This is a genomic window from Jatrophihabitans sp. GAS493, from assembly GCF_900230215.1.
GTDB lineage: Bacteria > Actinomycetota > Actinomycetes > Mycobacteriales > Jatrophihabitantaceae > MT45.
Genome location: NZ_LT907982.1, coordinates 3,524,684 through 3,544,052, shown reverse-complemented (window position 1 = coordinate 3,544,052; position 19,369 = coordinate 3,524,684). Strand labels below are relative to the sequence as shown.

General features: G+C 63.3%; 11 protein-coding genes and 3 rRNA genes. 11 read left to right on the top strand and 3 right to left on the bottom strand.

What is annotated here, in order from left to right; genetic code table 11:
- The first annotated feature begins 13 nt into the window (after nucleotides 1-13).
- The 4 genes from rimO (at nucleotide 14) to CPH63_RS16430 (ending at nucleotide 3,514) form a co-directional block, all read left to right on the top strand.
- Complete coding sequence (gene rimO, locus CPH63_RS16445) at nucleotides 14-1,423, top strand: 30S ribosomal protein S12 methylthiotransferase RimO (protein WP_197704394.1); 1,410 nt, start codon at nucleotides 14-16, stop codon at nucleotides 1,421-1,423.
- A complete protein-coding gene (gene pgsA / locus CPH63_RS16440) occupies nucleotides 1,420-2,025 on the top strand; it encodes a CDP-diacylglycerol--glycerol-3-phosphate 3-phosphatidyltransferase (protein ID WP_096303912.1) in 606 nt (201 codons plus the stop codon). Before rimO ends, pgsA begins: the two co-directional genes overlap by 4 nt.
- Before the next feature lie 182 nt (nucleotides 2,026-2,207).
- Nucleotides 2,208-2,633, top strand: coding sequence for a helix-turn-helix domain-containing protein (locus CPH63_RS23525; protein ID WP_096303911.1), 426 nt, complete (start codon nucleotides 2,208-2,210; stop codon nucleotides 2,631-2,633).
- Nucleotides 2,634-2,698: 65 nt separating this feature from the next.
- Nucleotides 2,699-3,514, top strand: a complete 816-nt coding sequence (locus CPH63_RS16430) for a TetR/AcrR family transcriptional regulator (protein WP_096303910.1) — start codon at nucleotides 2,699-2,701, stop codon at nucleotides 3,512-3,514.
- Nucleotides 3,515-3,526: 12 nt separating this feature from the next.
- Here CPH63_RS16430 and CPH63_RS16425 read toward each other — a convergent pair whose 3' ends face one another.
- Entirely contained in the window at nucleotides 3,527-4,315 is a 789-nt protein-coding gene (locus tag CPH63_RS16425) for a DNA-formamidopyrimidine glycosylase family protein (RefSeq protein WP_096305218.1), read from the bottom strand.
- 558 nt (nucleotides 4,316-4,873) lie between these two features.
- Here CPH63_RS16425 and CPH63_RS16420 point away from each other — a divergent pair.
- The 4 genes from CPH63_RS16420 to CPH63_RS16405 all read left to right on the top strand — a co-directional run bounded on the left by CPH63_RS16420 (nucleotide 4,874) and on the right by CPH63_RS16405 (nucleotide 11,928).
- Nucleotides 4,874-6,392, top strand: a 16S ribosomal RNA gene (locus tag CPH63_RS16420).
- A 439-nt stretch (nucleotides 6,393-6,831) separates the two neighbouring features.
- Nucleotides 6,832-9,957, top strand: a 23S ribosomal RNA gene (locus CPH63_RS16415).
- A 160-nt stretch (nucleotides 9,958-10,117) separates the two neighbouring features.
- Nucleotides 10,118-10,234: ribosomal RNA gene (gene rrf / locus CPH63_RS16410) — 5S ribosomal RNA — on the top strand.
- Together the 16S, 23S and 5S rRNA genes form the textbook arrangement of a ribosomal RNA operon.
- 1,085 nt (nucleotides 10,235-11,319) lie before the next feature.
- On the top strand, nucleotides 11,320-11,928 hold the full coding sequence (locus CPH63_RS16405) for a tetratricopeptide repeat protein (protein ID WP_096303909.1): 609 nt from the start codon (nucleotides 11,320-11,322) through the stop codon (nucleotides 11,926-11,928).
- A 38-nt stretch (nucleotides 11,929-11,966) separates the two neighbouring features.
- On the opposite strand, the gene CPH63_RS16400 is transcribed toward CPH63_RS16405, so the two are convergent.
- Together CPH63_RS16400 and CPH63_RS16395 are read right to left on the bottom strand one after the other, a co-directional pair.
- Nucleotides 11,967-16,598, bottom strand: coding sequence for an ATP-dependent helicase (locus CPH63_RS16400; RefSeq protein WP_096303908.1), 4,632 nt, complete (start codon nucleotides 16,596-16,598; stop codon nucleotides 11,967-11,969).
- Between the two features lie 50 nt (nucleotides 16,599-16,648).
- Nucleotides 16,649-17,263, bottom strand: coding sequence for a GNAT family N-acetyltransferase (locus tag CPH63_RS16395; RefSeq protein WP_241895701.1), 615 nt, complete (start codon nucleotides 17,261-17,263; stop codon nucleotides 16,649-16,651).
- 35 nt (nucleotides 17,264-17,298) lie between these two features.
- Between CPH63_RS16395 and CPH63_RS16390 the strand changes: the two genes are divergently transcribed.
- The 3 genes from CPH63_RS16390 to CPH63_RS16380 all read left to right on the top strand — a co-directional run bounded on the left by CPH63_RS16390 (nucleotide 17,299) and on the right by CPH63_RS16380 (nucleotide 19,282).
- Nucleotides 17,299-17,490: a DUF3046 domain-containing protein gene (locus CPH63_RS16390; protein WP_096303906.1), complete on the top strand. Its 192-nt coding sequence runs from the start codon at nucleotides 17,299-17,301 to the stop codon at nucleotides 17,488-17,490.
- A gap of 199 nt (nucleotides 17,491-17,689) precedes the next feature.
- The gene (recA, locus tag CPH63_RS16385) at nucleotides 17,690-18,733 is read left to right on the top strand and encodes a recombinase RecA (protein ID WP_096303905.1); all 1,044 of its coding nucleotides are present in this window, start codon (nucleotides 17,690-17,692) and stop codon (nucleotides 18,731-18,733) included.
- A gap of 6 nt (nucleotides 18,734-18,739) precedes the next feature.
- Nucleotides 18,740-19,282, top strand: a complete 543-nt coding sequence (locus CPH63_RS16380; RefSeq protein WP_096303904.1) for a regulatory protein RecX — start codon at nucleotides 18,740-18,742, stop codon at nucleotides 19,280-19,282.
- Nucleotides 19,283-19,369: the final 87 nt, after the last annotated feature.

Sequence of the window (19,369 nt, the reverse complement as noted above, 5' to 3'; positions counted from 1 at the left end):
TACTCTACGGTATGTGTCCGAGCCCAATAAGCGCAGCGTCGCGCTACTGACATTGGGCTGTGCCCGCAACGAGGTTGACTCCGAAGAGCTTGCCGCTCGCCTGGGTGCCGGTGGCTGGACCCTCACTGAGGGCGAGTCCGAGAACGCTGACGTGATCGTCGTCAACACCTGCGGATTCATCGACTCGGCCAAGAAGGACTCGATCGACACCGTTCTCGCCGCCGCCGATACGGGCAAGAAGGTCGTCGCCGTCGGCTGCCTGGCTGAGCGGTACGGCGACGAGCTCGCGGCCTCGCTGCCGGAGGCCGACGCGATTCTCGGCTTCGACTCCTACGCCGACATCGCCGCTCGACTCGATGATGTGGCCGCGGGGCGTGAGGTGCCCGCCCACCGTCCTCGGGATCGACGCACGCTGCTGCCCGTCTCGCCGGCTCATCGCCCGGCCGCCGCCGCGGAGGTTGCCCTTCCGGGGCATGCGTGGCTTCCGAACGGGGGTGTGGCCAGGACCAGACTCGACGATTCGCCGGTTGCCTATCTGAAGCTTGCCTCCGGCTGCGACCGGCGCTGCTCCTTCTGCGCGATCCCGTCCTTCCGCGGCGCGTTCGTCTCCCGCCCGCCGGCTGACGTTCTCGCCGAAGCTCGGTGGCTCGCCGACTCGGGCGCCCGGGAGATCGTGCTCGTCAGCGAGAACTCCACCTCCTACGGCAAAGACCTGGGCGACTTGCGGACTCTCGAGCGCCTGCTTCCGGAGCTGGCTGCCGTCGACGGCATCGAACGGCTCCGTGTCTCCTATCTGCAGCCGGCGGAGTTGCGTCCCTCCCTGCTGCAGGCGATCGCCACCACGCCGGGCGTAGCGCCGTACTTCGACCTCTCCTTCCAGCATTCCAGTGCCACTGTGCTGCGGCGGATGAAGCGGTTCGGTTCGACGGAGTCCTTCCTGCAGTTGCTCGCCCAGATCCGTGAATTGGCACCGCACGCGGGCGCGCGGAGCAACATCATCGTCGGATTTCCCGGTGAGACCGAGGACGATCTGGCTGAACTCGAAGCATTCCTAGACGGTGCCCGCCTCGACGTGGTCGGCGTCTTCGGCTACAGCGACGAGGACGGTACCGAGGCGGTGGGTTTTGACGGCAAGCTCGACGCCGAGGTGATCGCCGAGCGCGTTGAGCGGATCTCGGAGACCGTCACCGAACTCATCGCGCAGCGAGCCGAGGACCGAATCGGCGAGCAGGTCCAGGTGCTGGTCGAAGAGATCTCTGATCAGATCGTCGGCCGCGCCGCCCATCAGGGGCCGGACGTGGACGGCAGCACGATCCTGGTCGGCTTCGAGCCCGGCTACCACCCCAGCCGGGGGGAGATCGTCACCGCGGAGGTCGTCGACACCGACGGTGCCGATCTGGTCGCCACGGTGGCTGGGTCGTGACTCGGCCACCGCCCACTGATCCAATCGCCCAGACCTCCAGTGAAGCGTCGGCCTGGAACATCGCGAACGGGCTCACCGTTCTGCGATTGCTTCTGGTGCCGGTCTTCGCCATTGCCCTGTTCCACGACGGCGGGCACAACGATGGAGCTCGCGTCGTCGCGGCGGCGATCTTCTTCATCGCCTCATTGACTGATCGCTTCGACGGAGAGATCGCCCGCAAGCGGGGCCTGGTCACCGAGTTCGGGAAGCTGGCCGATCCGATCGCCGATAAGGCACTGGTCGGTACTGCGCTTATCGGGCTGTCGATACTCGGAGATCTCGCCTGGTGGATCACGATCGTGATGGTGGTCCGCGAAGTTGGCGTGACGCTGCTGCGTTTCTGGGTCATCCGGCACGGGGTGATCGCTGCGAGCCGTGGCGGGAAGATCAAGACCTTCGTGCAGTCACTGGCCATCTGGCTGTATGTGCTCCCGCTGAACGGTGTCTGGCATACGATCGCCGCGGTCTTCATGGTCGCCGCGGTCGTGCTCGCCCTGGTCACCGGCGCGGACTACGTTGCCCGGGCGATTCGGTTGCGAAGCGGCGTGGCGGTCCAGACCTAACCTGCTCGCTGAGACGCGGAGTAGATGATTGGGTGCCGACGGAGGGTCGGAACGACATTCAGGCGTGCCGCGTTGTGCAGGTTGTAACGATGTAGATGCAGCGTTATCGCGGGAATGCGGCGCTGGTATTACAGCGTTACATTGACCGTATAGACAGAACACTTACGAGGGAGGTTCGCACCATGGCCGTGCTACGACAGGTTGTCGGCGACACGCTTCGTGGGGTCCGCCTGCGCCAACAGCGCACGCTACGCGAGGTCTCCTCCACAGCCCGGGTCAGCCTGGGCTACCTCTCCGAGGTCGAGAGAGGTCAGAAGGAACCATCTTCAGAGCTTCTAGCCGCTATCTGCGGCGCGTTGGATGTCGAGTTGTCCGACCTTTTCGCGGAGGTCTCCGACTCATTGCGTCGCGAAGAGAAGCTCGCCGGCGCCTCGAACCGGGTAGGTGCGACGATCGGTCATCCGACGGCCCTTACCCATTCGGCTCACTCCGGCCAGTTGGCGAATCGGATGCACCACAGCAGTGTGGCGTCCGCCGTTCCGGCAACCGCCATTGAGCAGGCGTCTCTGCTGCGCTCCGTTCCGAGCGAACCGACCGTCGCCGCTTAGTTCGCGACGAACGGCGTGCGGCATCGGCTGCACATCGATGAAGTCGGGCGGGTAGCTTTCAGGACATGAGCCCTGGGGGAGACCCGCTTTTCGATACCCTCTTCCGTTCGACCGCGCCGGATTCCGAACCGGCTCAGACGGTTGTCGAGGGCGCGGACCCTAACGCAGTGGTCGACGAAGCAGTGGCCCGCCCGCCGCAGCCGATCGACTCCGCGGTCCCGTTGCGTGCGGTCGGGACTCGATCCCGGGCCGGCAACTCGATGAGCCGGACCCGGGCCGCGCTTCTCGATGGCGCGAGGTCTGCCGTTCTGGCCAACGGGACACGGGTCTCCATGGCGCAGATCGCCGCGGCCTCGGGCGTCGCCAAGGCGACGCTCTACAACCATTTCCGTACCCGGGACGCCGTACTCGGCGCGTTGGTCGCTGACGAGGTGAGACGCCTTGTCGAACAGGCCCAGGCAATACCCCTCGGCGAGGCGTTGCGTGGCTGCGCCTCGGCGATCGGCTCCAATTCGCTTCGGGCGGCGCTGGCCGAAGCCGAGCCTGAAGCTCTCGTCGCCTTAGCGACGATCCCGCCAGTCGGCACCGTGGAGCAGGCATCGTCTGACAGCGCGGACGTCGCCGCCAATCCGCTATGGGAGCGTGCCCGGGCCGCTATCGATGCCGCGTTGACGGCAGACCGGCCCGCCGGAGCTCCCACGCCCGGCCCCCAGCGGCGGGAGATGATTCTGCGATGGCTGGCATCCTTCCTCCTATCCCCGGGCGATGAGGCGCAGATCGCCTTCGACGTCACCGCCCTGCTTGGTTCGGCAGCGTCGAATCCGGTTGATTCGGGCTCGTCGAGTCCGGGCGACCCACACCCGTCCGGCGCGCCGGGCTGATCGCTGTCGCGTCTAGGCGACCGATGGCTGGCAGTGGGGGCACCAGTAGGTGCTCCGCTCCTGTCCGGGGCGTCCCTGCATAGATTGCTGGATCGGAGTTCGGCAGCGTCGGCAGGGCTCATTCGCGCGCAGATAGACCCAATGCTGCTGTCCCCGAGCGAGCAGGCCAGTGGTGGACTGCTCCGGGTGTTGTTTGTTGGCGTTCAGCAGCACCTGAGCTCGGGTCACTAGCGCGTTGAGGTCATCGACAAGGCCGACCGGTGTCCATGGATCGACTCCTCGCAGGAACAGGGTCTCCGACTTGTAGAGGTTTCCTATTCCGGCGAGATTGCGCTGATCCATGATCGCGTCCCCGATCTCACGGTTCGGTTCCTGCCGCAGGAGCTCGACCGCACGGTCGGCCGACCAGTCAGGGCCGAGCAGATCCGGTCCAAGGTGCCCCACGAGCGTGTGCTCCGCGGCCGTGGGAACGATGGCCAGGTCGTGTAGTCGCAGGCCGGTTGCCTGCCATTGGGCGTTTCCGAGAATCGCCCGCACCTGATGCCGTGGCCCGGGGGTCGCCCCGCCGGCAGGGGAGAGCCGCCAGCTGCCGTCCATTCTCAGGTGACTTCGAAGTGTGAGCTCACTGTCTAGACGCACCAGCAGGTGCTTGCCGCGGGCGAGGACTGACTGCACGTGGTCACCGCGGCGATCGACCGTGGCCAACGTAGGAACCCGCAGATCGAAGGTGCACAGCAGCTGGCCGGCAAGCGCAGAATTGAGGCGCTTGGCGGTCAACCACACGGTGTCTCCCTCGGGCACACACCCATTCTCGCTCCCGTTCTCGATCGCGTGCGGCAGCCAGCCTGGCCGTCCGGTCACTCGGCTCGGACAGGTGTGAGCTTCGCATCGCTGATCGGGGCGGGGGTGGGTCGAAACAGCTCTCAGGGAGTGGTACAGTTTTCTACATCAGCCCAAGGGCTGGTCCCCCAAGTTCGGAAGTGCTGCCCTTTGTGGTGTGGCCCCGATGGCCAAGTGGGAAGCGGTTGGTGTTGGCGGGTCTGGGTTTTGACTTGTTGGTGCTGGTCGGGTAGTGTTTCGTAGGTTGCCCCGGATGAGCCTGTTGTGGGTTTTGATGGTGTGTGTCTGTTCTTTGAGAACTCAACAGCGTGCCGAAAGTTAGTGCCATTTGTTTGATGCTGTTGCGTGCCTTTTGGGGTGCGTGATGGTTTTTGGTACTTGATGAAACGAGTTTAGTGAAGTTTTTTTTGCTGGTTTGTTTTGTTTTGTGTCTGGATTGTTGTGCCGCCGCAGGGCGGGAACTTTTTGTGGTTGATTCTCCTGGCTGGCCTGTGGGTTGGTTGGGGTGTCGTTTATACATTCACGGAGAGTTTGATCCTGGCTCAGGACGAACGCTGGCGGCGTGCTTAACACATGCAAGTCGAGCGAGGCCCACTCTTCGGGGTGGTGCCCTAGCGGCGAACGGGTGAGTAACACGTGGGCAACCTGCCCCTAGCACTGGGATAAGCCTCGGAAACGGGGTCTAATACCGGATATGACTTTCTTCCGCATGGTTGAGGGTGTAAAGGATTCTGGCTAGGGATGGGCCCGCGGCCTATCAGCTTGTTGGTGGGGTAATGGCCTACCAAGGCGACGACGGGTAGCCGGCCTGAGAGGGCGACCGGCCACACTGGGACTGAGACACGGCCCAGACTCCTACGGGAGGCAGCAGTGGGGAATATTGCACAATGGGCGAAAGCCTGATGCAGCGACGCCGCGTGAGGGATGACGGCCTTCGGGTTGTAAACCTCTTTCAGCAGGGACGAAGCGTGAGTGACGGTACCTGCAGAAGAAGCACCGGCCAACTACGTGCCAGCAGCCGCGGTAATACGTAGGGTGCAAGCGTTGTCCGGAATTATTGGGCGTAAAGAGCTCGTAGGCGGTTTGTCACGTCGGCTGTGAAAACCTGGGGCTCAACCCCGGGCCTGCAGCCGATACGGGCTGACTAGAATTCGGTAGGGGAGTCTGGAATTCCTGGTGTAGCGGTGAAATGCGCAGATATCAGGAGGAACACCGGTGGCGAAGGCGGGACTCTGGGCCGATATTGACGCTGAGGAGCGAAAGCGTGGGGAGCAAACAGGATTAGATACCCTGGTAGTCCACGCCGTAAACGGTGGGCGCTAGGTGTGGGCCTCATTCCACGAGGTCTGTGCCGCAGCTAACGCATTAAGCGCCCCGCCTGGGGAGTACGGCCGCAAGGCTAAAACTCAAAGGAATTGACGGGGGCCCGCACAAGCAGCGGAGCATGTGGCTTAATTCGATGCAACGCGAAGAACCTTACCTAGGCTTGACATGCACGGAAATCTCGCAGAGATGCGGGGTCCGTAAGGGCCGTGCACAGGTGGTGCATGGCTGTCGTCAGCTCGTGTCGTGAGATGTTGGGTTAAGTCCCGCAACGAGCGCAACCCTCGTCCTATGTTGCCAGCACGTGATGGTGGGGACTCATAGGAGACTGCCGGGGTCAACTCGGAGGAAGGTGGGGATGACGTCAAGTCATCATGCCCCTTATGTCTAGGGCTGCACACATGCTACAATGGCCGGTACAAAGGGCTGCGATACCGCGAGGTGGAGCGAATCCCAGAAAGCCGGTCTCAGTTCGGATTGGGGTCTGCAACTCGACCCCATGAAGTCGGAGTTGCTAGTAATCGCAGATCAGCAACGCTGCGGTGAATACGTTCCCGGGCCTTGTACACACCGCCCGTCACGTCACGAAAGTCGGTAACACCCGAAGCCAGTGGCCCAACCCTTGTGGAGGGAGCTGTCGAAGGTGGGATCGGCGATTGGGACGAAGTCGTAACAAGGTAGCCGTACCGGAAGGTGCGGCTGGATCACCTCCTTTCTAAGGAGCAACTGGCATCGTTCGGTCCTGGTTTTGCTGGGGTCGGGTGGGTGTCCAGGCACCCTTGCTCAGACGAGTGTTCTGAGGGGGTAGCTCACGGGTGGAACACTAACTAGTTCGCATGTTGCGGGCGTATCGGGATTAGTACAGTCACCTTTGGGTGGCGGGAACGTTGTGGTGCGTGTGTGGTGTGGGTAGGCACGCTGTTGAGTCCTGAGAGAGCAGATACTTTGCTTGTCTCGGGACTTTCTCATGTCCAGGTTGGTTCTGCTCGTTTTTGGCGGGTGGGGCTGGGTTGGGTGTGGGTGGTCTGGTTGTTGGTGGTTTGGCGTGCTGCGTCACCGAACAGCATCCCCCTGTTGGGGTGGGTGTGTGCGGTGGGTTGCGTGGTGTGTCGCCCGTACCTTGAGAACTGAACAGTGGACGCGAGCATCTTTGTGGTCAAGTTAATAAGGGCGCACGGTGGATGCCTTGGCACTAGGAGCCGATGAAGGACGTAGGAGGCTGCGATAAGCCTCGGGGAGCTGTCAACCGAGCTGTGATCCGAGGATTTCCGAATGGGGAAACCCGGCAGGAGTCATGTCCTGTCACCCATACCTGAACACATAGGGTATGTGGAGGGAACGTGGGGAAGTGAAACATCTCAGTACCCACAGGAAGAGAAAGCAACCGCGATTCCGAGAGTAGTGGCGAGCGAAATCGGAAGAGGCCAAACCAGGTACGCGTGATAGCCGGCAGGCGTTGCGTATCTGGGGTTGTGGGGCCGTTCTGATGGTTCTGCCGAATCATCGAGGAGTAAGAAAATCATGTGTTAGTCGAAGGACTTGGGAAGGTCCGGCGTAGAGGGTGATACCCCCGTAGACGAAAACATGTGATCTCCTGAGCGTTACCCCAAGTAGCAGCGAGCACGTGAAATTCGCTGTGAATCTGGCGGGACCACCCGCTAAGCCTAAATACTACCTAGTGACCGATAGCGGACAAGTACCGTGAGGGAAAGGTGAAAAGTACCCCGGGAGGGGAGTGAAATAGTACCTGAAACCGCGCGCCTACAAGCCGTTGGAGCGTCGCCATGTCGTTGGACATGGTCGTGACAGCGTGCCTTTTGAAGAATGAGCCTGCGAGTTAGCGTTATGTGGCGAGGTTAACCCGTGTGGGGTAGCCGTAGCGAAAGCGAGTCTGAATAGGGCGTTTGAGTCGCATGATCTAGACCCGAAGCGAAGTGATCTACCCATGGCCAGGTTGAAGCGCAGGTAAGACTGCGTGGAGGACCGAACCCACTTCAGTTGAAAATGGAGGGGATGAGCTGTGGGTAGGGGTGAAAGGCCAATCAAACTTCGTGATAGCTGGTTCTCCCCGAAATGCATATAGGTGCAGCGTCGCGTGTTTCTTACCGGAGGTAGAGCTACTGGATGGTCTAGGGGGCCTACAAGCTTACCGAAATCAGCCAAACTCCGAATGCCGGTAAGTGAGAGCGCGGCAGTGAGACTGTGGGCGATAAGGTTCATGGTCGAGAGGGAAACAACCCAGAACACCAGCTAAGGCCCCTAAGCGTGTGCTAAGTGGGAAAGGATGTGGAGTCGCATAGACAACCAGGAGGTTGGCTTAGAAGCAGCCACCCTTTAAAGAGTGCGTAATAGCTCACTGGTCAAGTGATTCTGCGCCGACAATGTAGCGGGGCTCAAGCACACCGCCGAAGCTGTGTCATTCATGCAATAGCCTGTCGGTTACCTACGGGTGGCCGGCCAGGTGTGTGGATGGGTAGGGGAGCGTCGTGTGCCGGAGGAAGCGGCGGGGGAACCCAGCCGTGGACGGCACACGAGTGAGAATGCAGGCATGAGTAGCGAAAGAAGAGTGAGAAACTCTTCCGCCGAATGACCAAGGGTTCCTGGGCCAGGCTAATCCGCCCAGGGTAAGTCGGGACCTAAGGCGAGGCCGACAGGCGTAGTCGATGGACAACGGGTTGATATTCCCGTACCCGCAAAAGAGCGCCAATACCGAGTCCGGTAATGCTAAGCGCCTGATGCTGTGATGACCTTCGGGTCGGATCGGTTGAACGCGTGACCCGAACCGGTAGTAGGTAAGCGATGGGATGACGCAGGAAGGTAGTCGTACCGGTCAGTGGTAATACCGGGGCAAGGACGTAGGGCGTGACATAGGTAAATCCGTGTCACATGTGCCTGAGATCTGACGCATAGCCGATTGGGGCGAATTCGATGATCCTATGCTGCCAAGAAAACTCTCTAGCGAGCTCTTCGCGGCCCGTACCCCAAACCGACACAGGTGGTCAGGTAGAGAATACTAAGGCGATCGAGTGAACCATGGTTAAGGAACTCGGCAAAATACCCCCGTAACTTCGGGAGAAGGGGGGCCAAAGCACGTGACGGCACACGCTGCCGAAAGCGTGAGTTGGCCGCAGAGACTAGCGAGAAGCGACTGTTTACTAAAAACACAGGTCCGTGCGAAGTCGCAAGACGATGTATACGGACTGACGCCTGCCCGGTGCTGGAAGGTTAAGAGGACGGGTCAGCCCCTTTTGGGGGCGAAGCTCAGAATTTAAGCCCCAGTAAACGGCGGTGGTAACTATAACCATCCTAAGGTAGCGAAATTCCTTGTCGGGTAAGTTCCGACCTGCACGAATGGCGTAACGACTTCTCGACTGTCTCAACCATGGACTCGGCGAAATTGCACTACGAGTAAAGATGCTCGTTACGCGCGGCAGGACGGAAAGACCCCGGGACCTTTACTATAGTTTGATATTGGTGTTCGGTTCGGATTGTGTAGGATAGGTGGGAGACTGTGAAGCTCACACGCCAGTGTGGGTGGAGTCAACGTTGAAATACCACTCTGTTCGAATTGGATGTCTAACCTCGGTCCGTAATCCGGATCAGGGACAGTGTCTGATGGGTAGTTTGACTGGGGCGGTCGCCTCCCAAAAAGTAACGGAGGCGCCCAAAGGTTCCCTCAGCCTGGTTGGCAATCAGGTGTTGAGTGCAAGTGCACAAGGGAGCTTGACTGTGAGACAGACATGTCGAGCAGGAGCGAAAGCTGGGACTAGTGATCCGGCACCGGCTAGTGGAAGCGGTGTCGCTCAACGGATAAAAGGTACCCCGGGGATAACAGGCTGATCTTCCCCAAGAGTCCATATCGACGGGATGGTTTGGCACCTCGATGTCGGCTCGTCGCATCCTGGGGCTGGAGTCGGTCCCAAGGGTTGGGCTGTTCGCCCATTAAAGCGGCACGCGAGCTGGGTTTAGAACGTCGTGAGACAGTTCGGTCCCTATCCGCCGCGCGCGCAGGAGATTTGAGAAGGGCTGTCCTTAGTACGAGAGGACCGGGACGGACGAACCTCTGGTGTGCCAGTTGTTCCACCAGGAGCACTGCTGGTTAGCTACGTTCGGAAGGGATAACCGCTGAAAGCATCTAAGCGGGAAGCCTGCTTCAAGATTAGATCTCCCATCCTTAATGGAGTAAGGCCCCCGGCTAGACCACCGGGTTGATAGGCCAGAAGTGGAAGCACGGCAACGTGTGCAGCTGACTGGTACTAATAGGCCGAGGACTTCACCACAACACACACTTCAACCCCATCACACCCGGCAACGGGACGTGACAGGGAACAAGCGCTACGCGTCCACTGTTCGGTTCCCGAGATACGGACCACCCCCGCAACCACCCCCCAACACAGGGGTGCGTCAGCGGCGGGTGAAACCCACATATCTCCATAACGTTACGGCGACCATAGCGAGAGGGAAACGCCCGGACCCATCCCGAACCCGGAAGCTAAGCCTCTCAGCGCCGATGGTACTGCACGGGCCACTGTGTGGGAGAGTAGGACGTCGCCGGACACAACTCACAGACGAGGACCAGACCCCGGCCCACCAGCCGCAGGGACTGGTCCTCGTCTCACATACACCAACAAAAACAAGTTTGAACAAGGGAACGGGTAGTAGAGATGGCAGAGTACTCAGGTCGTCGGGGACCTAACGACAACAGCGGACGCGCAAGCTCCGGCTCTGCTGCACGCCGCCCTGCTTCGCCGTCAGGCAGTGGCCGTAGTCAGGACCGCGACAGCGACAATCCTAGAAGTCCCTCCCGTTCTCGCAATGCCGGTGGCAGTGACTCGGGTCGCGGTGGCGGAGCACCCCGCACTTCATCACGCGGCGATTACCGTTCCTCGGACGGCGGTGGTCGCACAACGGACCGCCGTGGTGCGCCCGGTCGGTCCACTTCCTATGGGTCGGGTGGCTACTCCGCCGGTACGGGCACTCCGCGGGGCGGGGAACGTTCCTCCGGTTCAGACGGTGGTAGCCGATCTAGTTCCGCTCGCGGTGGCTACCAGGGACGCGGCGGCGACGATCGTTCACGCCAGTCCGGCCCCTACACTCGCGATTCGCGTGGCGATAACGGCGATCGTTCACAGGGCCGCTCGTCTCGCCCGACGTCCTCCGGCGGCTACCGAGGTGGCAGCGATGACGCGGGCTCGTACCGCCCGCGCACTGACGGGGCGCCGGGGCGTAGTCCAGAGCGTAGAACTGATGGCCGCTCCGGGACGGGTTACAGCGGGCGTCCCCGTAACGCTGACCGGCACAGCGACCGCGACGAACGGGGTCGTAGTAGCCATTCTCGCGCAGGATCGGGCGATCGTCCCCACTCGGGCGGACGGGTCGCCAATTCTCGTGACGGAGGACGTGGGTCCGAGCGTAGCTACGGTGATCGGGATCGTTTCCGCTCCGACGCCTCGTCGCGTGACTCCTTCGACTTCGCTCCGCCTCGGCGTCCGCGCAGTGAGCCGGGCGGCACGCGTCACGCGTCGCGGCCAGGCAATGAGAACCGTCCTACGTCGGAGCTTGGCTCGCGTTCGCGTCGGCCCAGCCGGGAGATTGAGATCGCGGTTCCGCACGACGCTGATCCCCGACTGCTCGATCCATCGGTGCGGGCCGAGCTTCGCACGCTCTCCAAGCCCAATGCTGAGATCGTCGCCGGTCATCTGGTAGCGGCCGGCCAACTCGTCGATTCGGACCCGAAGCGTGCCCTTGAACATGCGCACGCTGCTCGCAACCGTGCCGCACGAGTGGGCGCGGTGCGTGAGGCGGTAGGTGTAGCCGCGTACCACGCCGGGGAATGGGCCGAGGCGCTGAGCGAGCTGCGAACTGCCCGCCGAATCTCCGGAGACCCCCGAAACCTCGCGTTGATTGCCGACTGCGAACGAGCACTTGGCCGCGCAACCCAGGCGTTGCGTGTCCTGAGCGACCGCGACGTCGGCCGACTCGACCCTGAGACCCGAGCGGAACTCTTCATCGTCGTTGCCAGTGCACGCCGAGATCTCGGTCAGATTGACGCTGCCCTCGGTGTCCTGGCCCGCGGGGGAATGGACCGGAACAACCCGCGTCCGGGTGCCGCTCGCACCTGGTACGTCTACGCCGACATTCTCGAGTCGATCGGCCGAGACGACGAGGCGGCCCAATGGTTCGCTGCGTCGGCGGCGCTTGATCCATCCGGTCTCACCGACGCGGCCGATCGGGCGGCAGCGTTGCTGTAGCGGTTGGGCCTCGATGCGCTGACTGTTTCCAACGACCCTTAACGCCCCCGTAGGCGTAGACCGCCCCGCGGTGTCGGTCGGAAGCCTGCCGCCTCGAGTGCATCTCCCAGTGGGGACGACACGACTGACACACCGTCAGCTCGTTCTACTTGCAGTCGCCCCAGCGCGCCCTCGCGGACGGCAAGCGCGAGAGCGTCCGCCGCCGGTCTCAGGTGTCTCGGATCATCGGTGAACGAAAGCAGAGTTCGGCCACCCCGTTCGACGTACAGGGCGCATGCCCCGTTGACGAGTACTACCAACGAGCCGGCTTTGCGTGCGGGCTGATGTCCGCGGCCCTCGCCTTCGATCTGGGGTCTCTGAGGCCAGTTCAGCGCAGCGCCATAGGGGTTGGCCGGGTCCGTCGCCGCCAACACCGTTGCGCTCTGAGGGTCTTCTCGCTCCTCGTCCTCCTGTCTGCGCACTAGATCGTCGTTGCGGAGTCGATCCACTGCCCCAGGAAGTGCGAACTGCGATGCGCCGAGTCCATCGACGAAGTAGCCCCGCCGAACCTGTCCCGACTCCTCAGCTGCCTTCAGCACCGCGTATACGCCGGCGAATCCGCCAGGCACTCGCTCAGCCACGACGGCTCCCCGCGTGACGATGCCGTGTCGGTCCAGCAGGGTCTGGGCGGTCGCGAGCGCCCGACGAGTCGGGTCAATATCCCGCACCGGAAGCCGTGACCAGCGTCCGCCCATACCGATCGGTGTGGCGGTAATAGCGCCGCCCGTCATCCTTGCGCTGGGGCTGCCGACCGTACTGGGCATGAGGCCGGCATAGCGACCGTAGCGAGCCCGAGGCGCTCTACGAGGCCGAGAATGTGCAGTACGGCTCGCGCGGCCGAGCAGCGCTCGGACCGGTGCGAGCGTGTCGTTGGTGATGGCTCCAGCCCAGATCAGATCCCAGACGGTTCGGTTGAGGTCGGTCTCGGTCAATGGTTGACGATCGGCGGTCGCTACGGCGAGCCTGCTCAGAATGGCGTTGAAGAAGAGTGCCTGATCTGCGTCGAGCACGGCAAGCACATCGTGTGCGGCGGCATCGAGTTCGTCGCCGTCGACACCGTCGACGGCGGTCGGAAGCAGCAGTGACGCGCCGTCCGCCGGCACCAACGAGACCCAGCCGTCATTGCCGGCTAGCTTGCCGGCGCCGGCCCAGAGGACCTCGCCGGAGAGAGTCAGTTCGTCCAACAGCGCAGGGGAGTACCCGGCGATGCGGCTCGGAAGCACAAGCGACTCAAGGGCGCTCGCCGGTAGCAAGGTCCCCGCCAGCTGCTCCACCACCCGCATCACGCCGTCCGTCCCGCGTAGCGTCTTGGCTCCGACGCCCTGCCATACCGAAGTGAAGCGAGCAAAGACGAGTTCGGGGACGGGCTCGACCTCCCGGCGCAGGGCCGCTAGCGATCGCCGTCGCACGGTTCGAAGAACCTGAGCGTCACACCACTCGCGTCCGTTCGCCACCGGATGGCCGCTACTGAGCGGGCGGAACTCGCCTTCGAGCAGCGTCCCACTGCTGCGCAGTCGTTCCAGGCTCGCGATGACCACGGCAACGCCCAGCCCGAGGCGCGCAGCGATCTCGTCGGCGTGAAACGGCCCATGCGTGCGCGCGAACCGGGAGACCAGATCACCTAGCGGATCACGCACGGGTTCGGTGAATATCTCTGGCACCCCGACCGGTAATGCGCTACCGAGCGCATCCCGCAGCCGGCCCGCGTCTTCGATTGCGACCCACCGCGCCTCGCCGGCGATTCGCACCTGAATTGCCCGTCGCGTCCGCTCCAATTCCACGAGGTCGGCGGCGGTGGCGCCGCGGCGCGTCGCCTCGTCGGTGCTCAGATCTCCGAGCGAGCGCAGTAGATCGTGAACCGAGTCAAGACCGCGGGCGTGCCGGCCGTCCGGCAACCGCTGCAGCTCCGCCTCTACGTCGGCCAGCGAGTCGACGTCGAGCAGCTCACGGAGATCGGTCGTACCCAGCAACTCGGCAAGCAGGGTGGAGTCGAGGGAGAGTGCCTGTGCCCGACGTTCAGCTAGGGGGGCATCGCCGTCATAGAGAAACATCCCGATATAGCCGAACAGCAGCGACCGGGCGAAGGGCGAGGGAGTCTCCGTCTGCACCTCGACCAGTTTGACTCGGCGATTCTCCAGGTCCCGCATGAGCCCGACGAGCCCAGGCAAGTCATAGACGTCCTGGACGCACTCCCGCATCGCTTCAAGCACAACCGGGAAGTCGCCGTATTCGCTCGCGACCTGCAGCAGCTGACTGGCCCGTTGGCGTTGCTGCCACAGAGGTGTCCGCCGCTGCGGATCGCGTCGTGGCAGTAGGAGGGACCGGGCCGCACACTCACGGAAGCGGGACGCGAACAACGCCGAGCCGCCGACTTCGCTGGTCACGATCGCCTCGATGACGCCAGGATCGAAGATGGCTAGCTCGGCCGTCGGAGGCGCGGCGTCCGTCTCTGGCAGCCGGAGCACGATCCCGTCATCGGAGTGCATCGTCTGAACATCCAGGCCATGTTCCTCGCGCAGTCGGGCGGCGATCGCCAGGGCCCAGGGTGCGTTGACGGGTGCGCCAAACGGCGAGTGGACGACGACGCGCCAGTCGCCGAGTTCGTCTCGGAAGCGTTCGACCAGAACGGTTCGGTCGTCCGGTAGCTGTCCCGTCGCTGCTTGCTGTTCGCGCAGGTAGGCGAGGAGATTCGCCGTGCCCCACTCGTCGAGTCCCGCGGCCGAGGCGCGGGCGACGGCCGCAGCGTCCGTGGCGCTGTTCAACTCCCGAAGGAATCGTCCGAGGGCCCGCCCCAGCTCGGCCGGACGTCCGAGGGAGTCGCCCTTCCAGAATGGCATGCGCCCCAACTGGCCGGGCGCCGGCGTCACCAGTACCTGGTCGTGACTGATCTCTTCGATGCGCCACGAGGACGAGCCGAGTAGGAATACATCGCCGACCCGGGATTCGTAGACCATCTCCTCATCCAGTTCGCCGACCCGCCGCCCAGGGCCCTCGCCGCCGGCCAGGAAGACGCCGAACAGCCCGCGGTCGGGAATGGTTCCACCGCTGGTGACTGCGAGTCGCTGTGCGCCCCGCCGGGCGGTGAGCTCGTCGGTGACCCGATCCCAGACCAGCCGCGGCCGTAGCTCAGCGAACGCGTCTGAGGGGTAGCGACCGGCGAGCATGTCCAACACCGCGAGCAGCGCCGACCGGGGGAGCCCACTGAAGGGGGCACACCGACGCACCAACTCATCGACGCTGTCGACTGTCCAATCCTCCATGGCGACCATCGCGACGATCTGTTGCGCCAGCACATCCAACGGGTTTCGCGGGTAGCGCATCGACTCGATCAGGCCGTCGCGCATCCGTTCGGCAACGACGGCACACTCGACCAGGTCGCCCCGATACTTGGGAAAGATGACACCGAACGACGTTGCGCCGACCTGGTGTCCGGCGCGCCCGACTCTCTGCAGCCCGGACGCGACCGACGGCGGAGCCTCAACCTGCACCACCAGGTCGACGGCACCCATGTCGATTCCCAGTTCGAGCGAGGACGTCGCCACTACCGCGGCCAGTCGTCCGGCCTTCAGGTCCTCTTCGACCACTGCCCGTTGCTCCCGGGAGACCGACCCGTGGTGGGCGCGGGCGACCACGACGTCCGACGCTGGATGACCGGCGCCTGATTCGGCCATGATCTGGGCCGGTGGCTTGGCCGTTTCGGCCAGCCGGATGCCCTGGCGCTCGCTGGCTATCTCATTTAGCCGAGATGTGAGTCGCTCAGCCAGGCGGCGCGAGTTGGCGAAGACGATCGTGGAGCTGTGGCTCTCGATCAGGTCCAGAATTCGCTCTTCGACGTGCGGCCAGATCGATGTTCGCGTCGCGGCGCCGGCGGCCGCCCCGGAGAGGTCGTCAGTCTCCTCCCCGAGCGTCGACATGTCCTCAACTGGGACAACTACCTGTAATTCGAAGGCTTTCTCGCTTGGCGGTTGGACCACAGTCACTGGGCGGCCACCGGCCAGGAAGGTAGCTACCTCCTCAACCGGTCGGACGGTTGCCGAGAGTCCGATGCGCTGAGCCGGCCGTTCGAGCAGGGCGTCCAGCCGCTCCAGGGAAAGGGCCAAATGGGCGCCCCGCTTGGTCGCACAGACCGCGTGGACCTCGTCGATGATGACCGTGTCGACACCGCGCAACGCCTCTCGAGCGTTGGAGGTCAGGAGCAGAAACAGCGATTCTGGGGTGGTGATCAAGATGTCCGCCGGACGCCGCGCAAAGAGTCTTCGCTGCTCGGGGCTCGTATCGCCGGTGCGCATCGCCACGCTGATCTCGGGTTCGGGCAGGCCCAGACGCATACTCGCCTGGCGGATACCGGCCAGCGGGGAGCGCAGATTCCGCTCAACGTCAACGGCCAGCGCCTTCAGCGGACTGATGTAGAGCACTCGGCACCGCTGCAACGGTTGTTCAGGCGCCGGCTCCGCGCTGAGGCGGTCCAGCGAGAAGAGGAAGGCGGCCAGCGTCTTCCCTGACCCGGTGGGCGCAACGACGAGCGTGTGCGAGCCGGCTGCGATGGACTCCCAGGCCCCGGTCTGGGCCGGCGTCGGGCCGACGAATGCCCCGTCGAACCAGGCCTGCGTCGCCTCCGAGAACGTGTGCATGCTCCTCAGTCTGCCCTCTGGGTCTGACACAACCGCCCGATCGCGATAGGTCAGCGCAGCAGAGCGTCAGTCAGCTTCGCCTGCACCTGGGGCCAGTCGTCATCGGTTATCGAGTACTGCACCGAGTCTCGCCAGGATCCGTCCAGACGGATGCGGTGTTTGCGGATGACGCCCTCCTTCACCGCGCCCAGCCGTTCGATGGCGGCCTGGGAGCGCGTGTTGAAGATGTCGGTATGAAAGACGACGCGGGCCGCTTCCAGCCGGGTGAAGGCATGGCTGAGCATGAGCAGCTTGGACTCCGTGTTGTGTCCGCGCCGCCATCGTGTCCGCGTGAGCCAGGTGTGCCCGACGCCCAGCGCCCGTCGATCGGGGTCAACCTCGTAGTAGGAGGTTGTGCCGATGAACTCCCCGCTGACGGCATCCAGCTGGGCGTAGGCGAATCGTTCGCCGCGAGCTCGGGCAGCCAACGCGGCAAGAATCTGGACTTCAGCGGTTTCGACGTCCGGCGGTGGGGTCAGCGCGAGCCATCGAAACACCTCGGAGCCCGCACCGTCGGCGCGGGATGCCTCGAAGTAGCCGCTGGCATCCTCGGCGACCATCGGTCGGAGCCGAACCAATCTGCCGGTGAGTATCGGTTGCGCGTACCACTGGTCAGGGGTGCTCACACCGGTGATCCTCTCAGACCCCTTAGGCTGACGTCGTGCGAATTACCGAATTCTGGAGCCTCATGGAGGCCCAGTTCGGCTCTGCCTACGCGCATAGCCTCGCTCGCGACTATCGCGTGCCGACGCTTGGGTCGACGGTTGAGCAAGCCATCGCCGACGGCGTGAACCCCAAGGAGATCTGGCGCGCGGTCTGCGCCGAGTTCGATGTCCCGCTCTCGCTGCGCTGAGCGCGGTGTGGGACTGAGTATCCCGCCCGGCGTGTCGTGGCGGCTCGAACAGGTGTTCGTCTAAGCTGTCCACAGTGGGTTCGAGAATCCACAGATCCACCGACGTCCTAAAAATTGTCGGTACCCAGGCTTAGCGTGACGCATGAACAGCACGTCGGCAATCGTCCGACCCGCCCTGACTCGTGAAGAGGTAGACACAATGGCAGCATTCGATCGCGACAAAGCACTCGATGTCGCACTGGCCCAGATCGACAAGCAGTTCGGCAAAGGCTCCGTCATGCGGCTCGGTGAACGAGCCGCTGTGCCGATCGCGGTGATCCCGACCGGCTCGATCGCGCTTGATATCGCACTCGGCATTGGTGGTCTGCCGCGCGGCCGCGTGGTGGAGATCTACGGCCCGGAGAGTTCCGGTAAGACGACCGTTGCGCTCCACGCAGTCGCGAACGCGCAGGCCGCTGGTGGAATCGCCGCTTTCATCGATGCGGAGCACGCCCTCGACCCGGACTACGCCCGTGCCCTCGGTGTCGATACCGATGCGCTGCTGGTCAGCCAGCCTGACACCGGAGAGCAGGCGTTGGAGATCATGGACATGCTGATCCGCTCCGGCGCGATCGACATCGTCGTGGTCGACTCGGTTGCCGCGCTCGTTCCGCGTGCCGAGATCGAGGGGGAGATGGGGGACAGTCACGTCGGTCTACAGGCGCGCCTGATGAGCCAGGCGCTACGTAAAGTGACGGGCGCCCTTAGCAACTCGGGAACTACTGCGATCTTCATCAACCAGCTCCGCGAGAAGATCGGCGTCATGTTCGGCTCGCCGGAGACCACGACAGGCGGTAAGGCGCTCAAGTTCTACGCGTCTGTGCGCCTCGACGTTCGTCGCATCGAGACCCTGAAGGACGGCGGTGAGGCGGTTGGCAACCGAACGCGCGTCAAGGTCGTCAAAAACAAGGTCGCGCCGCCGTTCAAGCAGGCTGAGTTCGACATCGTCTACGGCCAGGGCATCAGTCGCGAGGGCTCGCTGATCGATGTGGGTGTCGAGCAGGGCCTGGTGAAGAAGTCAGGTGCCTGGTACACGTACGAGACCGATCAGCTGGGACAGGGCAAGGAGAATGCCCGCACATTCCTGCGTGACAATCCAGACCTCGCCGATGAGATCGAGAAGCGGATCAAGGAGAAGCTCGGCGTCGGCGCTCAACTGGACGCCGAGGCCATAGTTCCGCTCCCGGCTCCTGTCGACTTCTGAGTCTGAATGCCGAAGCAACGCGAGACTGGGTCGCCGGCGGAAATTGATCCCCCCGGCGACCCAGTCTCGGTCGCCCGAACGATCTGCCTACAGCAGTTGGCAACTCGGGCCAGGAGCCGCGCTGAACTCACCACGGTGCTGCTGCGCCGTGGAGTGCCTCAAGCTGCGGCCGACGTGGTGCTCGATCGTTTTGTAGAACTTGGCCTTATCGACGATGCGGCCTACGCCGACATGGTCGTTCGAGCCCAGCACGCCGAGCGAGGGTTATCCCGGCGCGCCGTTGCGATGTCACTTCGGAAGCGGGGAGTCAGCGATAGCGACGCCGAGGTAGCTCTGACCGCAATCGATGCCGAGAGTGAAATGGAGGCTGCGCGCCGGTTAGCGGAGAAGAAACTTCGGTCGTTGCGCGGCCTTGACCTGGCCACGCAACAGCGACGGGTCTTCGGGCTTCTGGCTAGGCGTGGCTATTCGCCCAGTCTGGCCGCACGGATCTGCCGGGAAGCAATTAGCGCATCCGCCTCATCATCGGACTCGGCGGTGGAATGGTAACTCGGGCCCCAGCGCGCTTACTTGACCAAAGTCTGGTTGCTTCCTAATGTCGTGGTGTTGGAAGTAGTCGTACGATCTTGTTGGCTC